This is a genomic window from Mycetocola sp. 2940, from assembly GCF_040548835.1.
Taxonomy (GTDB): Bacteria; Actinomycetota; Actinomycetes; order Actinomycetales; family Microbacteriaceae; genus Mycetocola_A.
On record NZ_JBEPSK010000002.1, the window covers coordinates 220,903 to 237,748 of the forward strand.

The window sequence follows — 16,846 nt, forward strand, 5'->3', positions numbered from 1 at the left end:
GGTACCGGGGTTCCAGTCTGGTCGGCAATGCGGTGGCCGTCCAGCGCCGCCGGTGGGCTCAGCCGAAGAGCATCGTCAGCATCGGGGGAGCAGCAGCCGCCCACGCCATGCCGAAGACTCCGGCGGCGATGATGCCGGTCACCGAGAGGGCCTTGCGGGTCGGTTCGCTGCCGACCCCGAGGATGCCGAACACGATACCGGCGAGCGGGATGACGACGGTGAATCCGACCAGCACCGACGACAGCCCGAGCACGAGCGCGGTGACGCTCAGGCGCCTGGGCTGCCGTTCGAGGTTCACCGGTTCAGGAATGTGCACCGGGTTGACCATCGGTGAGTAACGCAGCGGGTTGAGTTGTCTCTGCCGTTCTCGTCGGGTGACGGGGGTGGGCACAGCGGGGTAGGTCATGACGGTCCCTTCGGGTAAGCACCGGCGAATGACCGAAACACTAATCCTGAGGAAACCTCATGTCACTACTCTTGGCGGGAATTCCCCCCGAAGTGGCGTCGAGGATCAGCTCGTGAGAGCCTCGCCCCACTTCACCCGGGCGCCCATCTTCAGAAGGGAGTTCTGGTAGATCCGTGACCCCAGCCAGATGGTCACGGCCGTCGTGGCCAGCAGGATGGCCAGCGAGAGGAGTGGCTCCCACCAGGCGGCTGTGCCGAGGAACAGGCGGACCGGCATCCCGACCGGGGCGGAGAACGGCACGTACGACATGATCGTCAGCACCGTCGGGTTGTCGTTGAAGAACACCACGGCGAAGTACGGCAGCATGACGAGCATGGTCACCGGGGTGGTCGTCGAGCCGATGTCTTCCTGGCGTGACACCATCGACGCCGTCGCTGCGAAGAGTGAGGCCAGCAGCACGAACCCGATGGCGAAGAACACGACGAACCAGACGATCGGCATCCCGAGCCCGGTGAGCAGCTCGGTCTGCCCGATGATCGTCAGCCCGACGATCGACAGTGCTGCGGTCACCGCGATCTGCCCGAACGCGAGAATCGAGTTGCCGAGCACTTTGCCTGCCAGGAGGGCGTGCACGGGAATCGCCGACATGAGGATCTCGACCACCCGGGTCTGTTTCTCCTCGACGACGTTTTGGGCGATGGTCGAGCCGAAGGTCATCGCCGACATGAAGAAGACGATACCGAAGGCCAGCGAGACCAGGTAGGTGAGGAACGGGTTCGTGGCGGTCTCGTCGAGGAGCGTCACCGGTGGCGACACGCTCAGCTGGGCGACCAGCGACGCGGGTACTTCGGTCTCGGCGAGAATCGCGATGCCGAGCGGAGTCGAGTCGTCGGGCACGATGGCGGCGTCGACGGTGCCGTCGCGGACGAGCTCGGTGGCCTCTTCGACGCTGGCCGCGTCGGTCACGTCGAGGCCGGCGGCGTCACCGATCGCCTGATCGGCGGTGCCGACGACGGCCACGGGGATGGTGTCGTCGCTGCTGTTCTGGGCGATGAAGCCGCCGATCACGATCGACGCGAGCACGAGGAGCAGCAGGATGGCGGTGGAGATGAGAAACGTCTTGCTGCGCAGGCGCATCGTGATTTCACGTTCTGCGACGAGCCAGGTGCTCTGCGCGAGGCTGGGGGCCGCGGGGCGTGCGGGTGTCTGGGTGCTCATCGGATGACCTCCTTGAAAATCTGGGCGAGTGACGGATGCCGCGGGGCGAAGGTGGCGACGTCGCCCCTGCCGATGGCGTCTCGAAGGACCGCCTGGGCGGTCGATTCCGAGTCGACGTCGAAGAGCGCGTAGCCGCCGTCGAAGTCGATGACCGTGACGCCGGGTACGGAACGCAACCAGCCGGCATCCCCACCGGAGACCAGCTCGTACCGCAGGGTGGAGTGCCGGGCGCGGAGGGCCTCGCGGGAACCGTCTGCCCGGATCGCGCCGTCGGCGATGATCACCAGGTCGTCGCAGAGCCGCTCGACGATGTCGAGCTGGTGCGAGGAGAAGAGCACAGGGGCGCCGGCGGTCGCGCGGTCCTTGAGCACGCCGACCACGACATCCACGGCCAGGGGGTCCAGACCCGAGAATGGTTCGTCGAGGATGAGCACGTCGGGGTCGTGGACGAGCGCGGCGGCGATCTGCGCCCGCTGCTGGTTGCCGAGGGAGAGGCTCTGCACCGTCGACCCGGCGCGCTCGCCGAGTCCGAGCTGTTCGAGCAGGCCGGCGGTGTTCTTCTTCGCTGCCGCGGTCGAGAGGCCGTGCAGGCGGGCGAGGTAGACGAGCTGCTCCTCGACCTTCATCTTGGGGTAGAGCCCGCGTTCCTCGGGCATGTAGCCGAACCGGCGCCGGTCCTCCGGAGTGAGAGTGGCGCCGCCGAGGGTGACGGTCCCGCTTTCGGCGGCGAGCACGCCGAGGATGATACGCATCGTCGTGGTCTTGCCTGCGCCGTTCCCGCCGACGAAGCCGGTCATCCGCCCAGGCAGGACGTCGAAGCTGACATCGGTGAGCACGTGGGCCGTGCCGAAGTGTTTGTTGACGTCTCGGATCTCGAGCATGGTGCCTCCTTGTGAACCCTGGTCCCACGGTACGACCGCAACCGTGCCCGTGGCATCCGCCTGCAGGCGGGTCTTTCGCCGCGGCGACTCTCCATCGTCCGGGGGAGTGGGGTCGCCCGGGGGACGAGGGCCTACGCTGGGCTGGTGCCTCGCCTGCCCGTCCTCCGCCGACCGACCGGCCAGCCGCGGTTGCCCCGCGATGTGATCGTGTTGGGCGTCATCGCCTTCTTCGTCATGGTGGGGTTCGGCGTGGTCGTGCCCGTGCTGCCGGTGTACGTGCGCAATTTCGGTGTCGGCTACCTCGAGGTCGGTGCCGTGGTGTCGGCGTTCGCGCTGATGCGGTTCGCTGCGAGCCCGTTCTGCGGGCGGCTGATCGACTGGCTCGGTGAACGGACGCTGCTCGCCCTGGGCATCGGGATCGTCGCGATTTCGAGCGCGCTCGTCGGGTTCGCCGGCAGCTACGTCGAGGTGCTGGTTCTGCGCGGCGCCGGCGGTATCGGTTCGGCCATGTTCTCGGTGTCGGCGATGACCCTCCTGCTCCGGTCGACGCCGGGTTCCTCGCGCGGCCGGGCGGTGAGTTTCTACCATGGCGGGTTCCTGCTCGGAGGCATGGCGGGTCCCGCGATCGGCGGAGTCCTCGCCACCGTGTCGCTGACGGCGCCGTTCTTCTTCTACGCCGGCACGCTGGCCGTCGCCGGGCTGGTCGGACTCGTCCTGCTGCAGCGCACGGCGGTCGAGGGGGACTCCGCCGCCCCGGCCCCCCTTCTCCCGATCCGCACCGTGCTGCGCGACCCGCGGTACCGGGCGGCCTGCCTCGCGAACTTTGCCAACGGCTGGACGTCGCTCGGTGTGCGGAGTGCCCTGATCCCGGTGCTCGTCGTCGACGTGCTGGCGGGCACCGCCGCCTGGACCGGTGTCGCCTTCGCGATCGCCGCTGTGGTGCAGACGATCGCCCTCGGCCCGGCCGGTCGGTTCGTCGACACGGTCGGGCGCAGGCCCGCCATCCTCGGCGCGTACCTGGTGGCGTCGGGCACCATCCTCGCGATCGCGGTGGCGCCGAACTTTGCGGTGCTCACCGTGCTGCTCTGCGTTTACGGCGTCGCGGCAGCGTTCATGGGCACGGCCCCGGCTGCGGCGGTCGGCGACGCGACAGCGGGCGCACGCGGTGGGCGCCCCGTCGCCCTGTTCTCCATGGCCAGCGACCTCGGAGCCATCGCCGGGCCCCTCGTCGCCGGCTGGCTCGTCGACGTGGCATCCTTTCCCGCCGCCTTCAGTGTGGCCGCGGTGTTCCTGCTTCTCGCGGCGTTGTCGGCGCTGCGGATGCCACGTGAACGCCCGCAGCAGCGCCCGGAGAGCGGCGGTGCGGGCTCGAGTTGACGCACTGTGTCGCTCGCGGGCGCGGGGAGCAGCAATGTGTGGTGGTTCGGCGGCGCGAGCAGCGTTTCGAGGCAACTCGAGCCTGATCGCCGGCGACCTGTCATCCGGGCGTTCAGGCCCCGGGAACCGCCACCTTGTTCTCGTAGGCCCAGACCACCGCCTGGATCCGGTCGCGCAGGCCGAGCTTCTGCAGCACCTTCGACACGTGCGACTTGACGGTCGCCTCGCCGACGAACAGGCTGCCGGCGATCTCGGCGTTCGACAGGCCCTGCGCCACGAGCTGCAGCACTTCGGACTCGCGATCGGTGAGCGTGGCGAGTGCGGCGGAGGCGGCCGAGGAGGATTCGGCGGCGTCGGCCCGGGCGCCGAAACGTTCGATCACCCGGCGGGTGACCGCCGGTGACAGCAGCGCGTCTCCGGCGGCCAGAACCCGCACGGCGTCGATGAGCTGCTCCGGCGTGGAATTCTTCAGCAGGAACCCGCTCGCCCCCGCCTGCAGCGCTTCGAACAGGTAGTCGTCGCGGTCGAACGTCGTGAGGATGAGAACGGCGGATGCCACGGCCTCGTCCGCGACAATCCTCCTGGTCGCTTCGAGACCGTCCATATCGGGCATCTGCACGTCCATGCAGATGACGTCGGGTGCGAGTTCTGCGGCGAGGGCGAGGGCTTCGGCACCGGTGGCGGCCTCCCCGACGATGTCGATGTCAGGCTGCGACCCGAGGATGATGCGGAACCCCGCCCGCACCATGTCGTGGTCGTCGGCGAGGAGCACCCGAGCCGGGATCACCGGGTCCTCCCCGGGGAAACGCGGGCGACGCCAGACTCAGGGTCGCCGGTCGACGGGGCGGTCCTGGTCGCCGGCACGCGGGCGCGAACGAGGTACCCGCCGCGTGCCCGTGGTCCGAGTTCGATCGTGCCCCCGAGGGCATCCACCCGTTCCCGCATCCCGATCTGCCCGAGGCCCCCCGGTCGCGGCCGGGACGGCACCATGCCGGTGTTCGACACTTCGAGCTCGACGGCTCCGTCAAGGTACCGGACGCGCACATCGGCGGTCGCCGCGGGCCCTGCATACTTGCGGGCGTTTGTGAGCGCTTCCTGGGCGATCCGGTAGAGGCTGAGCTTAGCCATCCCGGACAGCTCGACCGGTTCTCCGATGATCTCCAGCGTCGTGGGCATACCCGACGCCGTGGAGTCGGCGATCAGGGCCGACAGCGAATCGAGGCTGAGTGTCGAGGCGCTCATCGAAGCGGTCGGGTCGCCCGCCCGGTCATTCGTCGCGCCGGGCTCCTCACTCTCACGCAGGGTGTGAAGGAGCTTCTGCAGTTCGTCGATGGCCGAGCGGGCCCCGAGCTCCACGTTGGCCAGGGCATCGCGCGCTGCGGCCGGATCGGACTCCAGGACGGTGCGGGCGGCACCGGCCTGCACGCCCATCACCGAGACGTGGTGGGCGACGACGTCGTGCAGCTCGCGGGCGATCCGAACCCGCTCCAGTGCGACCGCCTGGTCGGCATTCAGCTCGCGTTCCCGCTCGAGCTCCTGGGTCCGGTACTCGAGCAGCGCCTTCTGTCGCGCAGCGGAGTAGGACCGGTCTCCGAAATAGTAGGCACCGCCGAAGTAGAGCAGGTTGGTGAGGATCTGGATCATCAGGAACGCGACGAGCGGAGAGAACGCGCCGACACGCGAGATCCCCTCGAGCGCGTCCGGGTCCGTCGTTTGCCGCACCATCGCCACGACGAGCCAGACCAGCATGGCCGCGATGATCAGCACGCGCACCAGCAACGCCGTCCGGCGGTTGTCGACCCAGGCGCCGACCGCGTACAGAGCCATGAACAGGGTGATGTTCGAGATCAGCAGCTCAGGAACACGCAGTTCACCGCCGGCGATGAACGCCGCCGCGACGACGAGCGCCGCCGCTGTCGGCCACTTGCGCCGGACGGCGAGCGGCAGGGTGATGAGCACGGCCCAGACCAGGCTCAGCCACATCGGCGCCGGATCGTCGTACACGCCCGCGACCCGGTAGAGCATGAGGCTCAGCAGCGCCCCCACCAACAGGGCGGCGGCGAGGATGGCATCCGCACGCAGGCCACTGGGCGTCACCGGAGGGCGACGCCACGCGGTATCGCTCGGGTCGACGGCGAGGAGGGCGGGTGAACTCACACTCCAACGCTAACCAGTCGCAGGGCCGCCGGCATCCGCCGCGCGACGGATTTCGCTACGAGGTTCCGGGCACGAGCGGCACGCGCCGCAGCGACCCGGATGCGGCGCCGGCGTCCCACAACGCCGTCACCTCGGTCGCGAGTCGCGACTCCAGACCGTCGAGCGCCCGCACGACGAAAATGGTGGCGGATGCCGACGGCGCCGATTTCGCGAAACCGTTCGCGATGGCGCTCACCCAGGTCTCCGCTGCGGCCTTCGCCGCGGCATAGTTCGCGCCCCCCGGCGTCGGATGCTCCAGCGTGACGCTCGAGACGATCGCGAGGCGGCCGGCATCCGACGCGTGCAGGTCGTCGATGAAGGCGCGGGTGGTGTTGCGGAGGGTCGTGAGCACGCGTGTGTGCAGAAAGTCCCAGTCCTCGTCGGTCTGGCCGGCGAGCCCGCCGCCGCCGCGCCAGCCGCCGACGAGGTGGAGAAGCCCGTCGATCGGGCCGTGCTCGGCGTGTACCTTCTGGGCCAGCGCGGTCACTTCGTCGAAGCGGGCGAGGTCGCAGACGTAACCGGCGGCATCCGGGACCTGGTCGGTCAGCCCGCGCAGCCGGTCGGCGTTCGATCCGACAACGATGACGCGTGCGCCGGCTGCCGCCAGGGCGCGGCTGACGGCGACGCCCGCCGCGCTGGTCGCACCGGCGAGAAGCACGGTGCGACCAGCGACGCCAGGCCGATGCCCGGGATCAGTCACGACCGGTGATCCCTGCAGTGGATTCGATCACGTCGCGCATCTTCTTCGAGAGTGCCTCGTAGAACATGCTCAGCGGGAACTCGTCGTCCATCACGAGGTCGGTGTACCCCTTCGGCGCTCCGGTGAGCACGTCGTCTGGCAGCCCGCGCGCCCACGCCGAAGCGGGGTGCGGTTCGACGGTGCCGGACACGAGCTCGTACGCGGCGAGCCAGTGCGACACCTTCGGCCGGTCGATCGAGCGCCAGTAGAGCTCGTCGATGGCGGTGCCGAGGGCGACCACGACGTCGGGCACCTCGGCCCAGTCGATGGTCAGCGCCGTGTCGGTCCAGTGCAGCACGTGGTGCTGGTGCAGCCACGCGAACAGCAGCTGGCCGCCGAGCCCGTCATAGTTGCGCACCCGCGTACCGGTGAGCGCGAACCGGAAGATCCGGTCGAAGATCACCGCGTATTGCACGAGTTTCGCGTGGGCGAGGATCGCGGTCTGGGCCTCGGTCAGCTCGGCCGGGCTCTGCGCCGACAGGGTGCGTTCGAGCGTCACCGATTCGCGGAACGCGGTGAGGTCGCAGCGCAGTTCCTCGAGCGAATAGAGGAAGAACGGCATCCGTTGTTTGATCATGAACGGGTCGAACGGCAGGTCACCGCGCATGTGGGTGCGGTCGTGGATGAGGTCCCACATGACGAAGGTCTCCTCGGCGAGCTGCTGGTTCTCGAGGAGGGCCTGCGCGTCGGCCGGCAGCTCGAGCTTCGTGATCTCGGCGGCGGCCTTCACCACCCGGCGGAACCGGGCGGCCTCGCGGTCGGCGAAGATCGCACCCCAGGTGAACGTCGGGATGGCACGCATCGCGACGGTCTCGGGGAACAGTACGGCCGAGTTGGTGTCGTAGCCGGGCGTGAAGTCGAGGAACCGGATCGGCACGAACAGCTTGTTCGAGTAGTCGCCGGCCTCGAGCTCGGCGATGAAGTCGGGCCAGAGGACCTCGATGAGCACAGCCTCGACGAGCCGGTCGGTCGACCCGTTCTGCGTGTACATCGGGAACAGCACGAGGTGGGTGCGGCCATTGGCGCGGTGCTGCTGCGGCTGGAACGCCATCAGCGAGTCATAGAAGTCCGGAACGCCGAAGTCCTCGGCTGCCCAGCGCTCGACGTCGACCACGACGGCGTCGAGGTAGGCGGCATCCCACGGGAACCGTGGCGCCAGTTCGCGGACGGCACCGACGATCGTGGCGACGTACTCGCGGGCGGCGCCGTGGGCATCCGTCTCGGGGATCGAGCCGTCCTTGACCTGCAGCGGGCGGATGCCGACGGTCGCCTCCTTCAGGCGCAGCCAGGCCGGGGAGGTGGCGAGGTCGGGGGTGTCTTCTAACACCTCGGGCTCGCCAACGATCACGTGTGCGTGAGATTCAGACATAACAACCCTCCCGGCGTCGATTCGATCAGTGTGCATTGAGCGTATCCGCCCTGCCTCAGGCGATTCTTTGACTCTCGCGAGCGTTGGCTGCGCAGTTTGCGCTGGTCACGCAGGTTAACTGCGTGAGTCGGGCTAGAGTGCGAGACATGACGCATGCGACAGCCACCGACGTGCAGGACGCGCTCGCCGCAGTCGCATCGCCCGAGCGTGCGATCGGTTCGGCTCGCTTCTTCAAGACCGGCCCGGGGGAGTACGGGGAAGGCGATGTCTTTCTCGGCGTCACCGTGCCTGACACGCGGGTCGTCGTGAAACGGTTCGCGGAGTTGCCGCTCGCCGAGGTCGACGCGCTGCTCGAGAGCCCCGTGCACGAGCACCGGCTGGCCGCACTCCTGATTCTGGTGGCGCAATTCGCCCGGGCCTCGAAACCGCCGAAGCGCGATGACGCCGTGCGCCGCGAACGTGCCGCGTTCTACCTGGCCGCCGTCCGTCGCGGGCGGGTCAACAACTGGGACCTCGTCGACTCGTCGGCGCCGACCCTGCTCGGCGGTTACCTGCTCGACCGGCCCCGCGACGTGCTCTTCGAGCTCGCCGACAGCGACGTGCTGTGGCATCGGCGGGCGGCCATGATCGCGACAGCGGGGTTCATTTACGCGGGCGATGCGTCGACCACCCTGGAACTGGCCGAGCGCCTGCAGGACGACCGCGCCGACCTCATGCAGAAAGCCGTCGGATGGATGCTCCGCGAGGTCGGTAAGCGGATCGATCGCAGCGTGCTCACCGGCTTCCTCGACACCCATGCGGCGTTGCTCGGGCGGACCGCCCTCAGTTACGCGACCGAGCACCTGCCTGCCGAGGACCGCGCCCGCTACCGGGCGATGCGCTGACTCGAGCGGATGCCGCGCGCTCCTGCCGCACCGGCATCCGCTCGCGTCCGCGATCTACGCCGCTGTGAGCGCGACCCCCTCGAGCCGGTCCGTCGCGAGCTTCTCCGCGGCCGCCAGGGTCGTCACGCCCTGTTCCTTCGCTGAGCGGTAGACCGACCGCAACGTGTCGCCGATGCCGTTCACCCGCGCGAGGATCGACTCGAGGTCGGCACCCGGCTGCGACGCCATGTCGAGATAGATGACCCCGCCCGCGTTGGCGACGAAGTCGGGCGCCCAGAGGATGCCGCGCTCGGCCAACTGTTCGGCTCCGTCGTGCTCGGCGAGCTGGTTGTTGGCCGCTCCGACGACGGCGGCGCAGCGCAGCTGCGCGATCACCTCGCGGCTCAGGGCTCCGCCGACACCGCACGGGATGAACAGGTCGGTCTCGAAGAGGTGCTCGTCGCCGGGTTCGATCCAGCTGGCGCCGATCTCTTCGGCGAGCGCCCGGCGGGCGGGATTGACGTCGGTCACGATGAGGGATGCCCCGGCGTCGGCCAGTCTGCGGGCGAGGCGGCCGCCGACCTGGCCGAGCCCCGAGATCGTGGCTCGCCTGCCGCGCACGAGCGGGCTCCCGTAGACGGTGTCCAGGGTGGCGGTTACCGCCGAGTACACGCCCGCCGCGGTGGCGTCACTCGGTTCGCCGACCCCGCCGCGATCGGCCGGGAGCCCGCAGACGTGGCTGGTGCGTTCGGCGACGACGGCCATGTCCTCGGCGCTCGTGCCGACATCCTCTGCGGTTTGGTAGCTGCCGCCGAGGCTTTCGACCGCGTCACCGAGGTCGAGCATCGCGGCGCGTTTGGCGCTGTCGTCGAGGGTCATGCCGCTCGGAACGAAGATCACCGACTTGCCGCCGCCGCGGGCGAGTCCTGCTGCCGCGTTCTTGAGGGTCATCCCCGCGGAGAGCCGGAGGGAGTCCTCGACGGCTTCGAGCCACGACCCGTAGTGCCAGACCCTGGCGCCACCGAGGGCGGGACCGAGGCGGGTGGAGTGGACGGCGACACTGATCGTGAGCCCGGAACGGATGCCGCGGGTGACCAGGACCGTCTCGTGGTCGAGGGTGGGGGAGTGCAGGGCGTCGAGGGACGCGCCCGCGTGAAAAGCTGACGTCATTGTCGTATCTCCTTGTGGGTGATGTCGTGCCCGGGGTGTGGGCATGCCGACGCGTGCGCGGGTGGCGCGGTGTCGGCACCTCCATCATCGCCAACGACGGTGTGCTTTGACAAGGGAGGCTGCGCCGGACGCCTCCGGGTCGGCTTGCCGCGGCGGAGGGGGCCACCAGGTCACCCGTTGCGGTCGAGGTCATCCGGCGCGCCGGGTGTTTTCGTCCGGAACGGATGACCTCGCGCCGTGAAAGGGCGGATGCCGCGAACGTCAGCGCAGCGCGGTCAGCTCCAGCGTTTGTTCACCCAGCGCTCGAAGAGCCCCACCAGTGAATCGGTGAGCTTGCCGAGCACGGCCAGCAGCACGATGGCGAGGAAGATCCGGTCGAGGCGGCCGTTGTTCTGCGAATCGCTCAACAGGAATCCCAGGCCCATCGACGCGCCCAGCAGCTCGGCGGCGACGAGGAACAGCCAGGCCTGTGCGAGGGCGAGACGCAGGCCGGAGACGACCGACGGCAGCACGGCGGGCAGCTGCACGGTCGTGAACAGCCGGGTGCCGTTCAGCCCGAAGGCCCGGCCCGCTTCGACGAGCTGCCGGTCGACGTGCCGCAGGGCTGCGGAGACGGTGGTGTACACCGGGAAGAAGGCGCCGATGGCGATGAGGGTGATCTTCGATTCCTCGCCGTACTTCAGCCAGATGATGAGGAGCGGCACCCACGCGAGCGACGGCACGGCACGGATGGCGCCGAGGCTGGGGGCGAGGAGGATATCGCCGAGCTTCGACAGTCCGACGATCGCGCCGAACAGCAGTCCGAGGAGCGCGCCGATGCTGAACCCGATCAGCACACGCTGGGTGGAGATGGCGATGTACTGGCCGAGCTGACCGCGCTGGAACAGGTCGACGGCGGCTTCCAACACCATCCTCGGCGACGGCAGTTGCGAGATCGGTACGAGTTCGAGCGTGGTGACGAGGTGCCAGACCACGAGCACGATGACGGGAAGAAGCGCGCCGCCGGCGATCACGAACCAGGTGCGGCGGGTGAGTGGAACACGGCCCGCGGCGCGGTCGGCTGCTTTGTCGGCGGCCTTTGTGGCGGCAACGACAGAGGGGGTTGCCCGAACGGCGACGGGTTGCTGGCCGTCCATGCCGGCCGACGATGCAGTTCCGGTGCGCACTGTTTCGCTGGTCGTCAGGTTGTCGTTGCGGCTCATGTCCGGTCCTCTTGCGGTGGGTGGCGGGGATCCGGGGATCCCCGCCAGGCGACTAGCCGATCGCGTCGGCGTCGGCCTTCTTCGCGAATGTGTCGTTGATGATCGTGTCGAGGGCGTCGTCGACCTGCTCCTGCGAGGTGACGTCACCGGTTTCGACGAAGATCGGGCCGATGATCTCGAGCACGTCGCGCTGCGCGCTGCCCGGGATCGGGTCCACGTCGAGGTTGGAGCGCTCGGTGATCACGTTGGTGGCGACCTCGAGGTCGAGGCCGGCGACATCCGCGAGGATCTGCGCCGTCTCTTCCGGGTTCTCGGCTGCCCAGGCGCGGGCGTGCTCGTAGGCGTTGACGACGGTCTGGGCGAGGTCGGGCTTCTCCTCGAGGAACGTCTCTGTGGCGTTGAGGAAGCCGTAGCTGTTGAAGTCCACGTTGCGGTAGATCAGCTTGGCGCCGGCCTGCTCGGCACCGGCCATGATCGGGTCGAGCCCGGACCAGGCGTCGACGGAGCCGTTCTGGAGTGCGGCCCAGCCGTCGGCGTGCTGGAGGTTCTCGATGGTCACGTCGTTCTGGCTCAGGCCGGCCTCTTCGAGTGCCTGCAGCAGGAAGAAGTACGGGTCGGTGCCCTTAGTCGCGGCGATCTTCTTGCCCTTGAGCTCGGCGACGTCGGTGATGGACGAGTCCGGGCCGACGACGAGTGCCGACCATTCCGGCTGCGAGTACAGGTCGATGACCTGGATCGGCGAGCCGTTGGCGCGCGCGAGCAGAGCCGCGGATCCGGCCGTCGATCCGACGTCGACGGCGTTGGCGCGCAGGGCCTCGTTAGCCTTGTTCGAACCGGCCGACTGGATCCAGTTCACCGTCACGTCCTGATCTGCGACGGCTTCCTCGAGCCAGCCCTTCTCCTTGATGACGAGGGAGAGCGGGTTGTAGGTGGCGAAGTCGATGTTCAGTTCGCCGCCGGTGGTGACGATCTCGCCGGCCGGGTCGGTCGTGGATTCCGACGAACCGGCGGTGTTCTCGCCCGCAACACATCCGGTCAGGAGGAGGGCGGCAGCGCCGGCGACAAGCGCCGCGGCTGAGAGGCGTTTACGAATCATAAGAGAATCCTTTGCTGGGTGCTGGGTGCTGGGTGCTGGGTGCTGGGTGCTGGGTGCTGGGTGCTGGGTGCTGCGTGAAGCGGGTCAGTACGGGAAGTGAGGCATTGCTGTCGTCGACTCGACGCCGCGGGCCTGGCCGTGACGGTCGATGCCGAGCCCGTCGAGGAGCCGGCCGCGAAGCTCGGCGAGCTCCGCCGACCCGCGGTCGCGGGGACGGGTGCCTGGCACGACGAGCTCCTGGGCGATCGTCGAGCCGTCGGCGCCATCCTCGCGGCCGAGCAGGATGATCCGGTCGGCGAGCTGGAGGGCTTCGTCGACGTCGTGGGTGACGAGAAGAACAGTGGTGGGTGCTGCTGCGTGCACGTCGAGCAGGAGGTCCTGCATTTTGAGCCGCGTCAGCGCATCGAGCGCTCCGAACGGTTCGTCGAGGAGCAGAACACCGGGGTTCCGGGCAAGGGCGCGAGCGAGGGATGCCCGCTGCGCCATCCCGCCGGAAATCTCACGCGGCCGGTGACCCGCGAAATCGCCCAGGCCGACGAGCTCGATCAGCCGCGCGACACGGGCGACGCCGTCTGCCTTCGCCGTGCCCCGAGGCAGGCCGAGCGCGACGTTGTCGGTGACGCTGCGCCAGGGCAGCAGGCGCGGCTCCTGGAACCCGACAGCCGTCCGACCGTCGAAGTCGGTGACCGCTGAACCGTCGATGAGCACCCGGCCGGTCGAGGCGGCGTCGAGGCCGCCGGCGATCCGCAGCAGGGTGGATTTGCCGCAGCCGCTCGTGCCGAGGATCGCCACAACCTCACCGGGTTTCACGGTGATGGAGACATCGCGGAGGACGGTGCGGGCACCGTGCTCGCTGGGGAAGGACCGGCCGACCGACGCGAATTCGACCGCGTAGCCGGCATCCGACGCCCCGGGCACAGCGGAGGTGCCGGGAAGTGCCGGTGCGGTGCTGGGGGATGGCATACGGAGCTTCCGAGGGTAGGGAGACGGGTATACCACGGTACCGAGGCGCTTGCGCCGGTCGCCACCGAGCCGAAACACTGTGTAACACTGGCGGGCAGCGGCGAATGCAGCCGGAGGAGGAGTGGCCCATGGTCGTCGTCGACAACGCGGTGTATGTCCGCGGTGAGCGGGTGGCCAGCCCGCCGAGCCTGGACGACACCTACGAGGTACTGCACGAGAAGCACGGTATGGCCTGGATCGGCCTGTACCGCCCCGACGACGCCGAACTGCAGTCGGTCGCCGCCGAATTCGGGCTGCACAAACTCATGATCGAAGACGCCCTCCGCGGCCACCAGCGGCCGAAGATGGAACGGTACGGCGACACTCTCCTTGCCGTGTTCAAGGCCGCCCGCTATCTCGATGCCGAGGAACGCGTCGAGTTCGGCGAGGTGCACGTCATCCTCGGCCCCGACTTCGCCATCACGGTGCGGCACGCGGAGACGCCGAACATCGCCGCCGTCCGCAAGGGGCTCGAGAACAACGCGCCCCTGCTGGCACGGGGGCCCGAAGCGGTGCTCTACGCGGTGATCGACGAGATCGTCGACGGGTACGCGCCCGTGATCGCCGGGCTGCAGAACGACATCGACGAGATCGACGACGCCCTCTTCACCGAGGGCAAGGAGTCGTCGAAGCGCATCTACGCGCTCAGCCGCGAGGTGATCGAATTCCAGCGGGCGACGAAGCCCCTCGTCGGCGTCTTCGATGCGCTCACCGCCGGTTTCGAGAAGTACGACGTCGACGTCGAACTCCGCCGGCACCTCCGTGACGTGCACGACCACGTCCTCCGGGTGATCGAACGGGCGGATGCGTTCCGTTCGCTCCTGCAGAATGCCCTCACGGTGAACAGCGCCCTCGTCGGGCAGAGGCAGAACGAGGAGACCCGCAGGCTGTCGGAAGCGAGCTACGCGCAGAGCGAGCAGGTGAAGAAGATCTCGAGCTGGGCGGCGATCCTCTTCGCTCCGACGCTCATCGGCACGATCTACGGTATGAATTTCCGCCACATGCCCGAGCTGCACTGGCAGCTCGGGTACCCATTCGCGATCCTCCTCATGCTCGGGATGGGTATCGGCCTCTACATCGTCTTCAAGAAGAACAAATGGCTGTGACACCGTCCGTTGTCTGGTTCCGCGACGACCTGCGGCTTGACGACAACCCCGCGCTGCTCGCCGCGATCCGGCGGGGCGGGCCCGTTGTCGCCGTGTACGTCCTCGATGAGGAGTCCGCCGGCATCCGCCCGTTCGGCGGGGCCGCGAAGTGGTGGCTGCACGAGAGCCTCACATCGCTTGCCGGAGGTTTGCAGGGCGTCGGCGCGCAGCTCATGCTGCGCAGCGGAGCGGCCGAGCAGGTGCTTCCCGTGCTCGTGGCTGAGACCGGTGCCGAGGCGGTGTTCTGGAATCGCCGCTACGGCGCAGCGGAACGCGCGGTCGACGCCCGGCTGAAGACGGGACTCCGCGACGACGGCGTCGAGGTGGCGAGTTTTGCGGCCTCGCTGCTGTACGAGCCGTGGACGATCGCGACGGGGCAAGGCACGCCGTACTCGGTGTTCACCCCGTTCTGGCGGGCCTGTCAGAATGCGCCACCGCCCCGGGCGCCGCTGGATGCACCCGCAACGGTCGACGGCTGGAGCGGGCAGGCGGCCAGTGAGAACCTCGACGACTGGGCTCTCCTGCCGACGAAGCCGGACTGGGCAGGGGGCCTCCGCGACGCATGGGAGCCGGGTGAGGCATCCGCCCGCCGCCTGCTCGACGAGTTCCTGGCAGAGAAGCTCGACTCCTACGACGACGAACGCGATATTCCGGCGCAGTCGGCGACGTCGGGCCTGTCGCCGCACCTGCGCTGGGGCGAGATCAGCCCCTACCGGGTGCTGCACGAGACCGAGGCGGCGCGACGCGGCGCGAGCGGCAGGGCGGCAGCCGGCGCCACCCGGTTCCTCACCGAACTCGGCTGGCGAGAGTTCGCCTCCCATGTGCTCTTCGCTGCCCCCGACCTCGCCACCGTCAACTGGCGTCGCGAGTTCGACGCGTTCCCGTGGCCTCCGGTGAACGAGGAAGCGCTCCGGGCGTGGGAGCGCGGGAGGACCGGCATCCCGATCGTCGACGCCGGGATGCGTGAACTCTGGCGCACCGGCGCCATGCACAACCGGGTACGGATGATCGTGGCGTCGTTCCTCACCAAGAACATGCTCATCGACTGGCGACTCGGCGAGCAATGGTTCTGGGACACCCTCGTCGACGCCGACGCGGCCAGCAACGCCTTCAACTGGCAGTGGGTCGCCGGTTCAGGGGCGGATGCCGCCCCGTACTTCCGCATCTTCAACCCGGAACTGCAGGCGAAGAAGTTCGACCCGCACGGCGAATACATCCGGCAGAACGTGCCCGAGTGGGGCACGGACGCCTATCCAGACCCGATCGTGGACCTCGCCGCGACGAGGCGGGCGGCGCTCGCCGCGTACGACGTGGTCACCCGAGCAAAGCGGGAGGCGGGCTAAAGGCCGTTATCCGCCAGCCACGGCGACACGACGGCAAGGAACTGGTCCGGATGCTCGACGCTCGGCAGGTGGGCGGTGTTCGGGAAGACATGCCGGGAAGCCCCGGGAATCGTCGCCGCGAGGTATTCGAACTGCACGAGCGCGGGAGTGATGTCGAATTCGCCGACGGTGACGAGGGCCGGGATATCGAGGTCGACCACCCGGTCGTAAGCCGGCGGTTCGAGGTCGTCGGCGGTCGCTTCCACACCGGGCTGGTGGTGCAGGTTGGCTCGGCCGAGTTCGTAGGCCGTCCGGACGAACTCGGGGTTGAGGTCGTCCTCATTGCGGAGGGGACCGATCGCCCAGAGCCTCGTCTCAAGGTCGATCATCCTGGGAAAGTCGCGCTCTTCCCAGGCCCGGTCGAGGTCGGTGCAGAGTGCTTCTTCCTCGTCGGTGAGTTCCACCTCGGGGAACCCACCCGGGCCGGATCCGATCGTGACGATTCCCGCGACGCGGTCCGGTGTCTCGACCGCGACGTCGAGCGCGATCCGTCCACCGCGCGACGCGCCGATGAGCGTCGCCTGGGACACCCCGAGGTGGTCCAGAATGGCGCGGGCGTCATCGCGGTTGGAGAACCCGGATGCCTCACAGTCGGTCTGCCCGAACCCCCGGCAGTCATAGCGGATCACGTAGTGGTCTGCGGCGAGGGTCTCGACCAGCGGATCCCACATGCGCGACGTCGCGATACCTGCGTGGAGGAGGAGAAGCGGTTCGCCCGAGGCGTGGCCGGCTGTCTCGTAGAAAAGCCGGGATCCCGGCACGTCGACGTGGGGCATTCTTCGAGAGTAGCGACGCAGGGG

General features: G+C 68.8%; 16 protein-coding genes. 4 read left to right on the plus strand and 12 right to left on the minus strand.

Annotated features, from left to right (window positions below):
* Positions 1 to 58 precede the first annotated feature (58 nt).
* From ABIE24_RS03460 to ABIE24_RS03470, 3 genes are all read right to left on the minus strand, one after another.
* Entirely contained in the window at positions 59 to 406 is a 348-nt protein-coding gene (locus ABIE24_RS03460) for a hypothetical protein (protein WP_354496847.1), read from the minus strand.
* Between the two features lie 105 nt (positions 407 to 511).
* Entirely contained in the window at positions 512 to 1,624 is a 1,113-nt protein-coding gene (locus ABIE24_RS03465) for an ABC transporter permease (protein WP_354496849.1), read from the minus strand.
* On the minus strand, positions 1,621 to 2,505 hold the full coding sequence (locus tag ABIE24_RS03470; RefSeq protein WP_354496851.1) for an ABC transporter ATP-binding protein: 885 nt from the start codon (positions 2,503 to 2,505) through the stop codon (positions 1,621 to 1,623). The genes ABIE24_RS03465 and ABIE24_RS03470 overlap by 4 nt, the downstream gene beginning before the upstream one ends.
* Before the next feature lie 144 nt (positions 2,506 to 2,649).
* Between ABIE24_RS03470 and ABIE24_RS03475 the strand changes: the two genes are divergently transcribed.
* Entirely contained in the window at positions 2,650 to 3,882 is a 1,233-nt protein-coding gene (locus ABIE24_RS03475) for an MFS transporter (protein WP_354496853.1), read from the plus strand.
* Between the two features lie 112 nt (positions 3,883 to 3,994).
* On the opposite strand, the gene ABIE24_RS03480 is transcribed toward ABIE24_RS03475, so the two are convergent.
* Genes ABIE24_RS03480 through ABIE24_RS03495 form a run of 4 tightly spaced genes read right to left on the minus strand, consistent with a single transcriptional unit; the run spans position 3,995 to position 8,186 of the window.
* A complete protein-coding gene (locus ABIE24_RS03480) occupies positions 3,995 to 4,630 on the minus strand; it encodes a response regulator (RefSeq protein ID WP_502916239.1) in 636 nt (211 codons plus the stop codon).
* A gap of 35 nt (positions 4,631 to 4,665) precedes the next feature.
* Positions 4,666 to 6,039: a sensor histidine kinase gene (locus ABIE24_RS03485; RefSeq protein WP_354496857.1), complete on the minus strand. Its 1,374-nt coding sequence runs from the start codon at positions 6,037 to 6,039 to the stop codon at positions 4,666 to 4,668.
* Between the two features lie 55 nt (positions 6,040 to 6,094).
* Positions 6,095 to 6,778, minus strand: coding sequence for an SDR family NAD(P)-dependent oxidoreductase (locus ABIE24_RS03490; protein ID WP_354496859.1), 684 nt, complete (start codon positions 6,776 to 6,778; stop codon positions 6,095 to 6,097).
* Positions 6,771 to 8,186 carry a DUF6421 family protein gene (locus tag ABIE24_RS03495; RefSeq protein ID WP_354496861.1) on the minus strand — a complete coding sequence of 472 codons (1,416 nt, stop codon included), beginning with the start codon at positions 8,184 to 8,186 and terminating at the stop codon, positions 6,771 to 6,773. Before ABIE24_RS03495 ends, ABIE24_RS03490 begins: the two co-directional genes overlap by 8 nt.
* A 146-nt stretch (positions 8,187 to 8,332) precedes the next feature.
* On the opposite strand from ABIE24_RS03495, the gene ABIE24_RS03500 reads away from it, so the two are divergent.
* Positions 8,333 to 9,070 carry a DNA alkylation repair protein gene (locus ABIE24_RS03500; RefSeq protein WP_354496863.1) on the plus strand — a complete coding sequence of 246 codons (738 nt, stop codon included), beginning with the start codon at positions 8,333 to 8,335 and terminating at the stop codon, positions 9,068 to 9,070.
* Positions 9,071 to 9,124: 54 nt separating this feature from the next.
* On the opposite strand, the gene ABIE24_RS03505 is transcribed toward ABIE24_RS03500, so the two are convergent.
* From ABIE24_RS03505 to ABIE24_RS03520, 4 genes are all read right to left on the minus strand, one after another.
* Positions 9,125 to 10,219, minus strand: a complete 1,095-nt coding sequence (locus ABIE24_RS03505) for a Glu/Leu/Phe/Val dehydrogenase family protein (RefSeq protein ID WP_354496865.1) — start codon at positions 10,217 to 10,219, stop codon at positions 9,125 to 9,127.
* Between the two features lie 275 nt (positions 10,220 to 10,494).
* Positions 10,495 to 11,355, minus strand: coding sequence for an ABC transporter permease (locus ABIE24_RS03510; RefSeq protein WP_502916240.1), 861 nt, complete (start codon positions 11,353 to 11,355; stop codon positions 10,495 to 10,497).
* Between the two features lie 118 nt (positions 11,356 to 11,473).
* Positions 11,474 to 12,517: an aliphatic sulfonate ABC transporter substrate-binding protein gene (locus tag ABIE24_RS03515; RefSeq protein WP_354496869.1), complete on the minus strand. Its 1,044-nt coding sequence runs from the start codon at positions 12,515 to 12,517 to the stop codon at positions 11,474 to 11,476.
* A gap of 84 nt (positions 12,518 to 12,601) precedes the next feature.
* Positions 12,602 to 13,480: an ABC transporter ATP-binding protein gene (locus ABIE24_RS03520; protein ID WP_354496871.1), complete on the minus strand. Its 879-nt coding sequence runs from the start codon at positions 13,478 to 13,480 to the stop codon at positions 12,602 to 12,604.
* A gap of 128 nt (positions 13,481 to 13,608) precedes the next feature.
* Between ABIE24_RS03520 and ABIE24_RS03525 the strand changes: the two genes are divergently transcribed.
* Together ABIE24_RS03525 and ABIE24_RS03530 are read left to right on the plus strand one after the other, a co-directional pair.
* On the plus strand, positions 13,609 to 14,625 hold the full coding sequence (locus ABIE24_RS03525) for a magnesium and cobalt transport protein CorA (RefSeq protein ID WP_354496873.1): 1,017 nt from the start codon (positions 13,609 to 13,611) through the stop codon (positions 14,623 to 14,625).
* Complete coding sequence (locus ABIE24_RS03530) at positions 14,616 to 16,007, plus strand: cryptochrome/photolyase family protein (RefSeq protein WP_354496874.1); 1,392 nt, start codon at positions 14,616 to 14,618, stop codon at positions 16,005 to 16,007. Before ABIE24_RS03525 ends, ABIE24_RS03530 begins: the two co-directional genes overlap by 10 nt.
* Here the strand turns inward: ABIE24_RS03530 and ABIE24_RS03535 are convergent.
* Entirely contained in the window at positions 16,004 to 16,822 is an 819-nt protein-coding gene (locus ABIE24_RS03535) for an alpha/beta fold hydrolase (protein ID WP_354496876.1), read from the minus strand. The genes ABIE24_RS03530 and ABIE24_RS03535 overlap by 4 nt on opposite strands.
* Positions 16,823 to 16,846 lie beyond the last annotated feature (24 nt).

Excerpts from the sequence above, each read along its gene's own strand:
- ABIE24_RS03460 (WP_354496847.1), bottom strand. The coding sequence starts at position 406 with ATGACCTACCCCGCTGTGCCCACCCCCGTCACCCGACGAGAACGGCAG.
- ABIE24_RS03465 (WP_354496849.1), bottom strand. The coding sequence starts at position 1,624 with ATGAGCACCCAGACACCCGCACGCCCCGCGGCCCCCAGCCTCGCGCAG.
- ABIE24_RS03470 (WP_354496851.1), bottom strand. The coding sequence starts at position 2,505 with ATGCTCGAGATCCGAGACGTCAACAAACACTTCGGCACGGCCCACGTG.
- ABIE24_RS03480 (WP_502916239.1), bottom strand. The coding sequence starts at position 4,630 with ATGGTGCGGGCGGGGTTCCGCATCATCCTCGGGTCGCAGCCTGACATC.
- ABIE24_RS03495 (WP_354496861.1), bottom strand. The coding sequence starts at position 8,186 with ATGTCTGAATCTCACGCACACGTGATCGTTGGCGAGCCCGAGGTGTTA.
- ABIE24_RS03500 (WP_354496863.1), top strand. The coding sequence starts at position 8,333 with ATGACGCATGCGACAGCCACCGACGTGCAGGACGCGCTCGCCGCAGTC.
- ABIE24_RS03505 (WP_354496865.1), bottom strand. The coding sequence starts at position 10,219 with ATGACGTCAGCTTTTCACGCGGGCGCGTCCCTCGACGCCCTGCACTCC.
- ABIE24_RS03510 (WP_502916240.1), bottom strand. The coding sequence starts at position 11,355 with ATGGACGGCCAGCAACCCGTCGCCGTTCGGGCAACCCCCTCTGTCGTT.
- ABIE24_RS03515 (WP_354496869.1), bottom strand. The coding sequence starts at position 12,517 with ATGATTCGTAAACGCCTCTCAGCCGCGGCGCTTGTCGCCGGCGCTGCC.
- ABIE24_RS03520 (WP_354496871.1), bottom strand. The coding sequence starts at position 13,480 with ATGCCATCCCCCAGCACCGCACCGGCACTTCCCGGCACCTCCGCTGTG.
- ABIE24_RS03525 (WP_354496873.1), top strand. The coding sequence starts at position 13,609 with ATGGTCGTCGTCGACAACGCGGTGTATGTCCGCGGTGAGCGGGTGGCC.
- ABIE24_RS03530 (WP_354496874.1), top strand. The coding sequence starts at position 14,616 with ATGGCTGTGACACCGTCCGTTGTCTGGTTCCGCGACGACCTGCGGCTT.
- ABIE24_RS03535 (WP_354496876.1), bottom strand. The coding sequence starts at position 16,822 with ATGCCCCACGTCGACGTGCCGGGATCCCGGCTTTTCTACGAGACAGCC.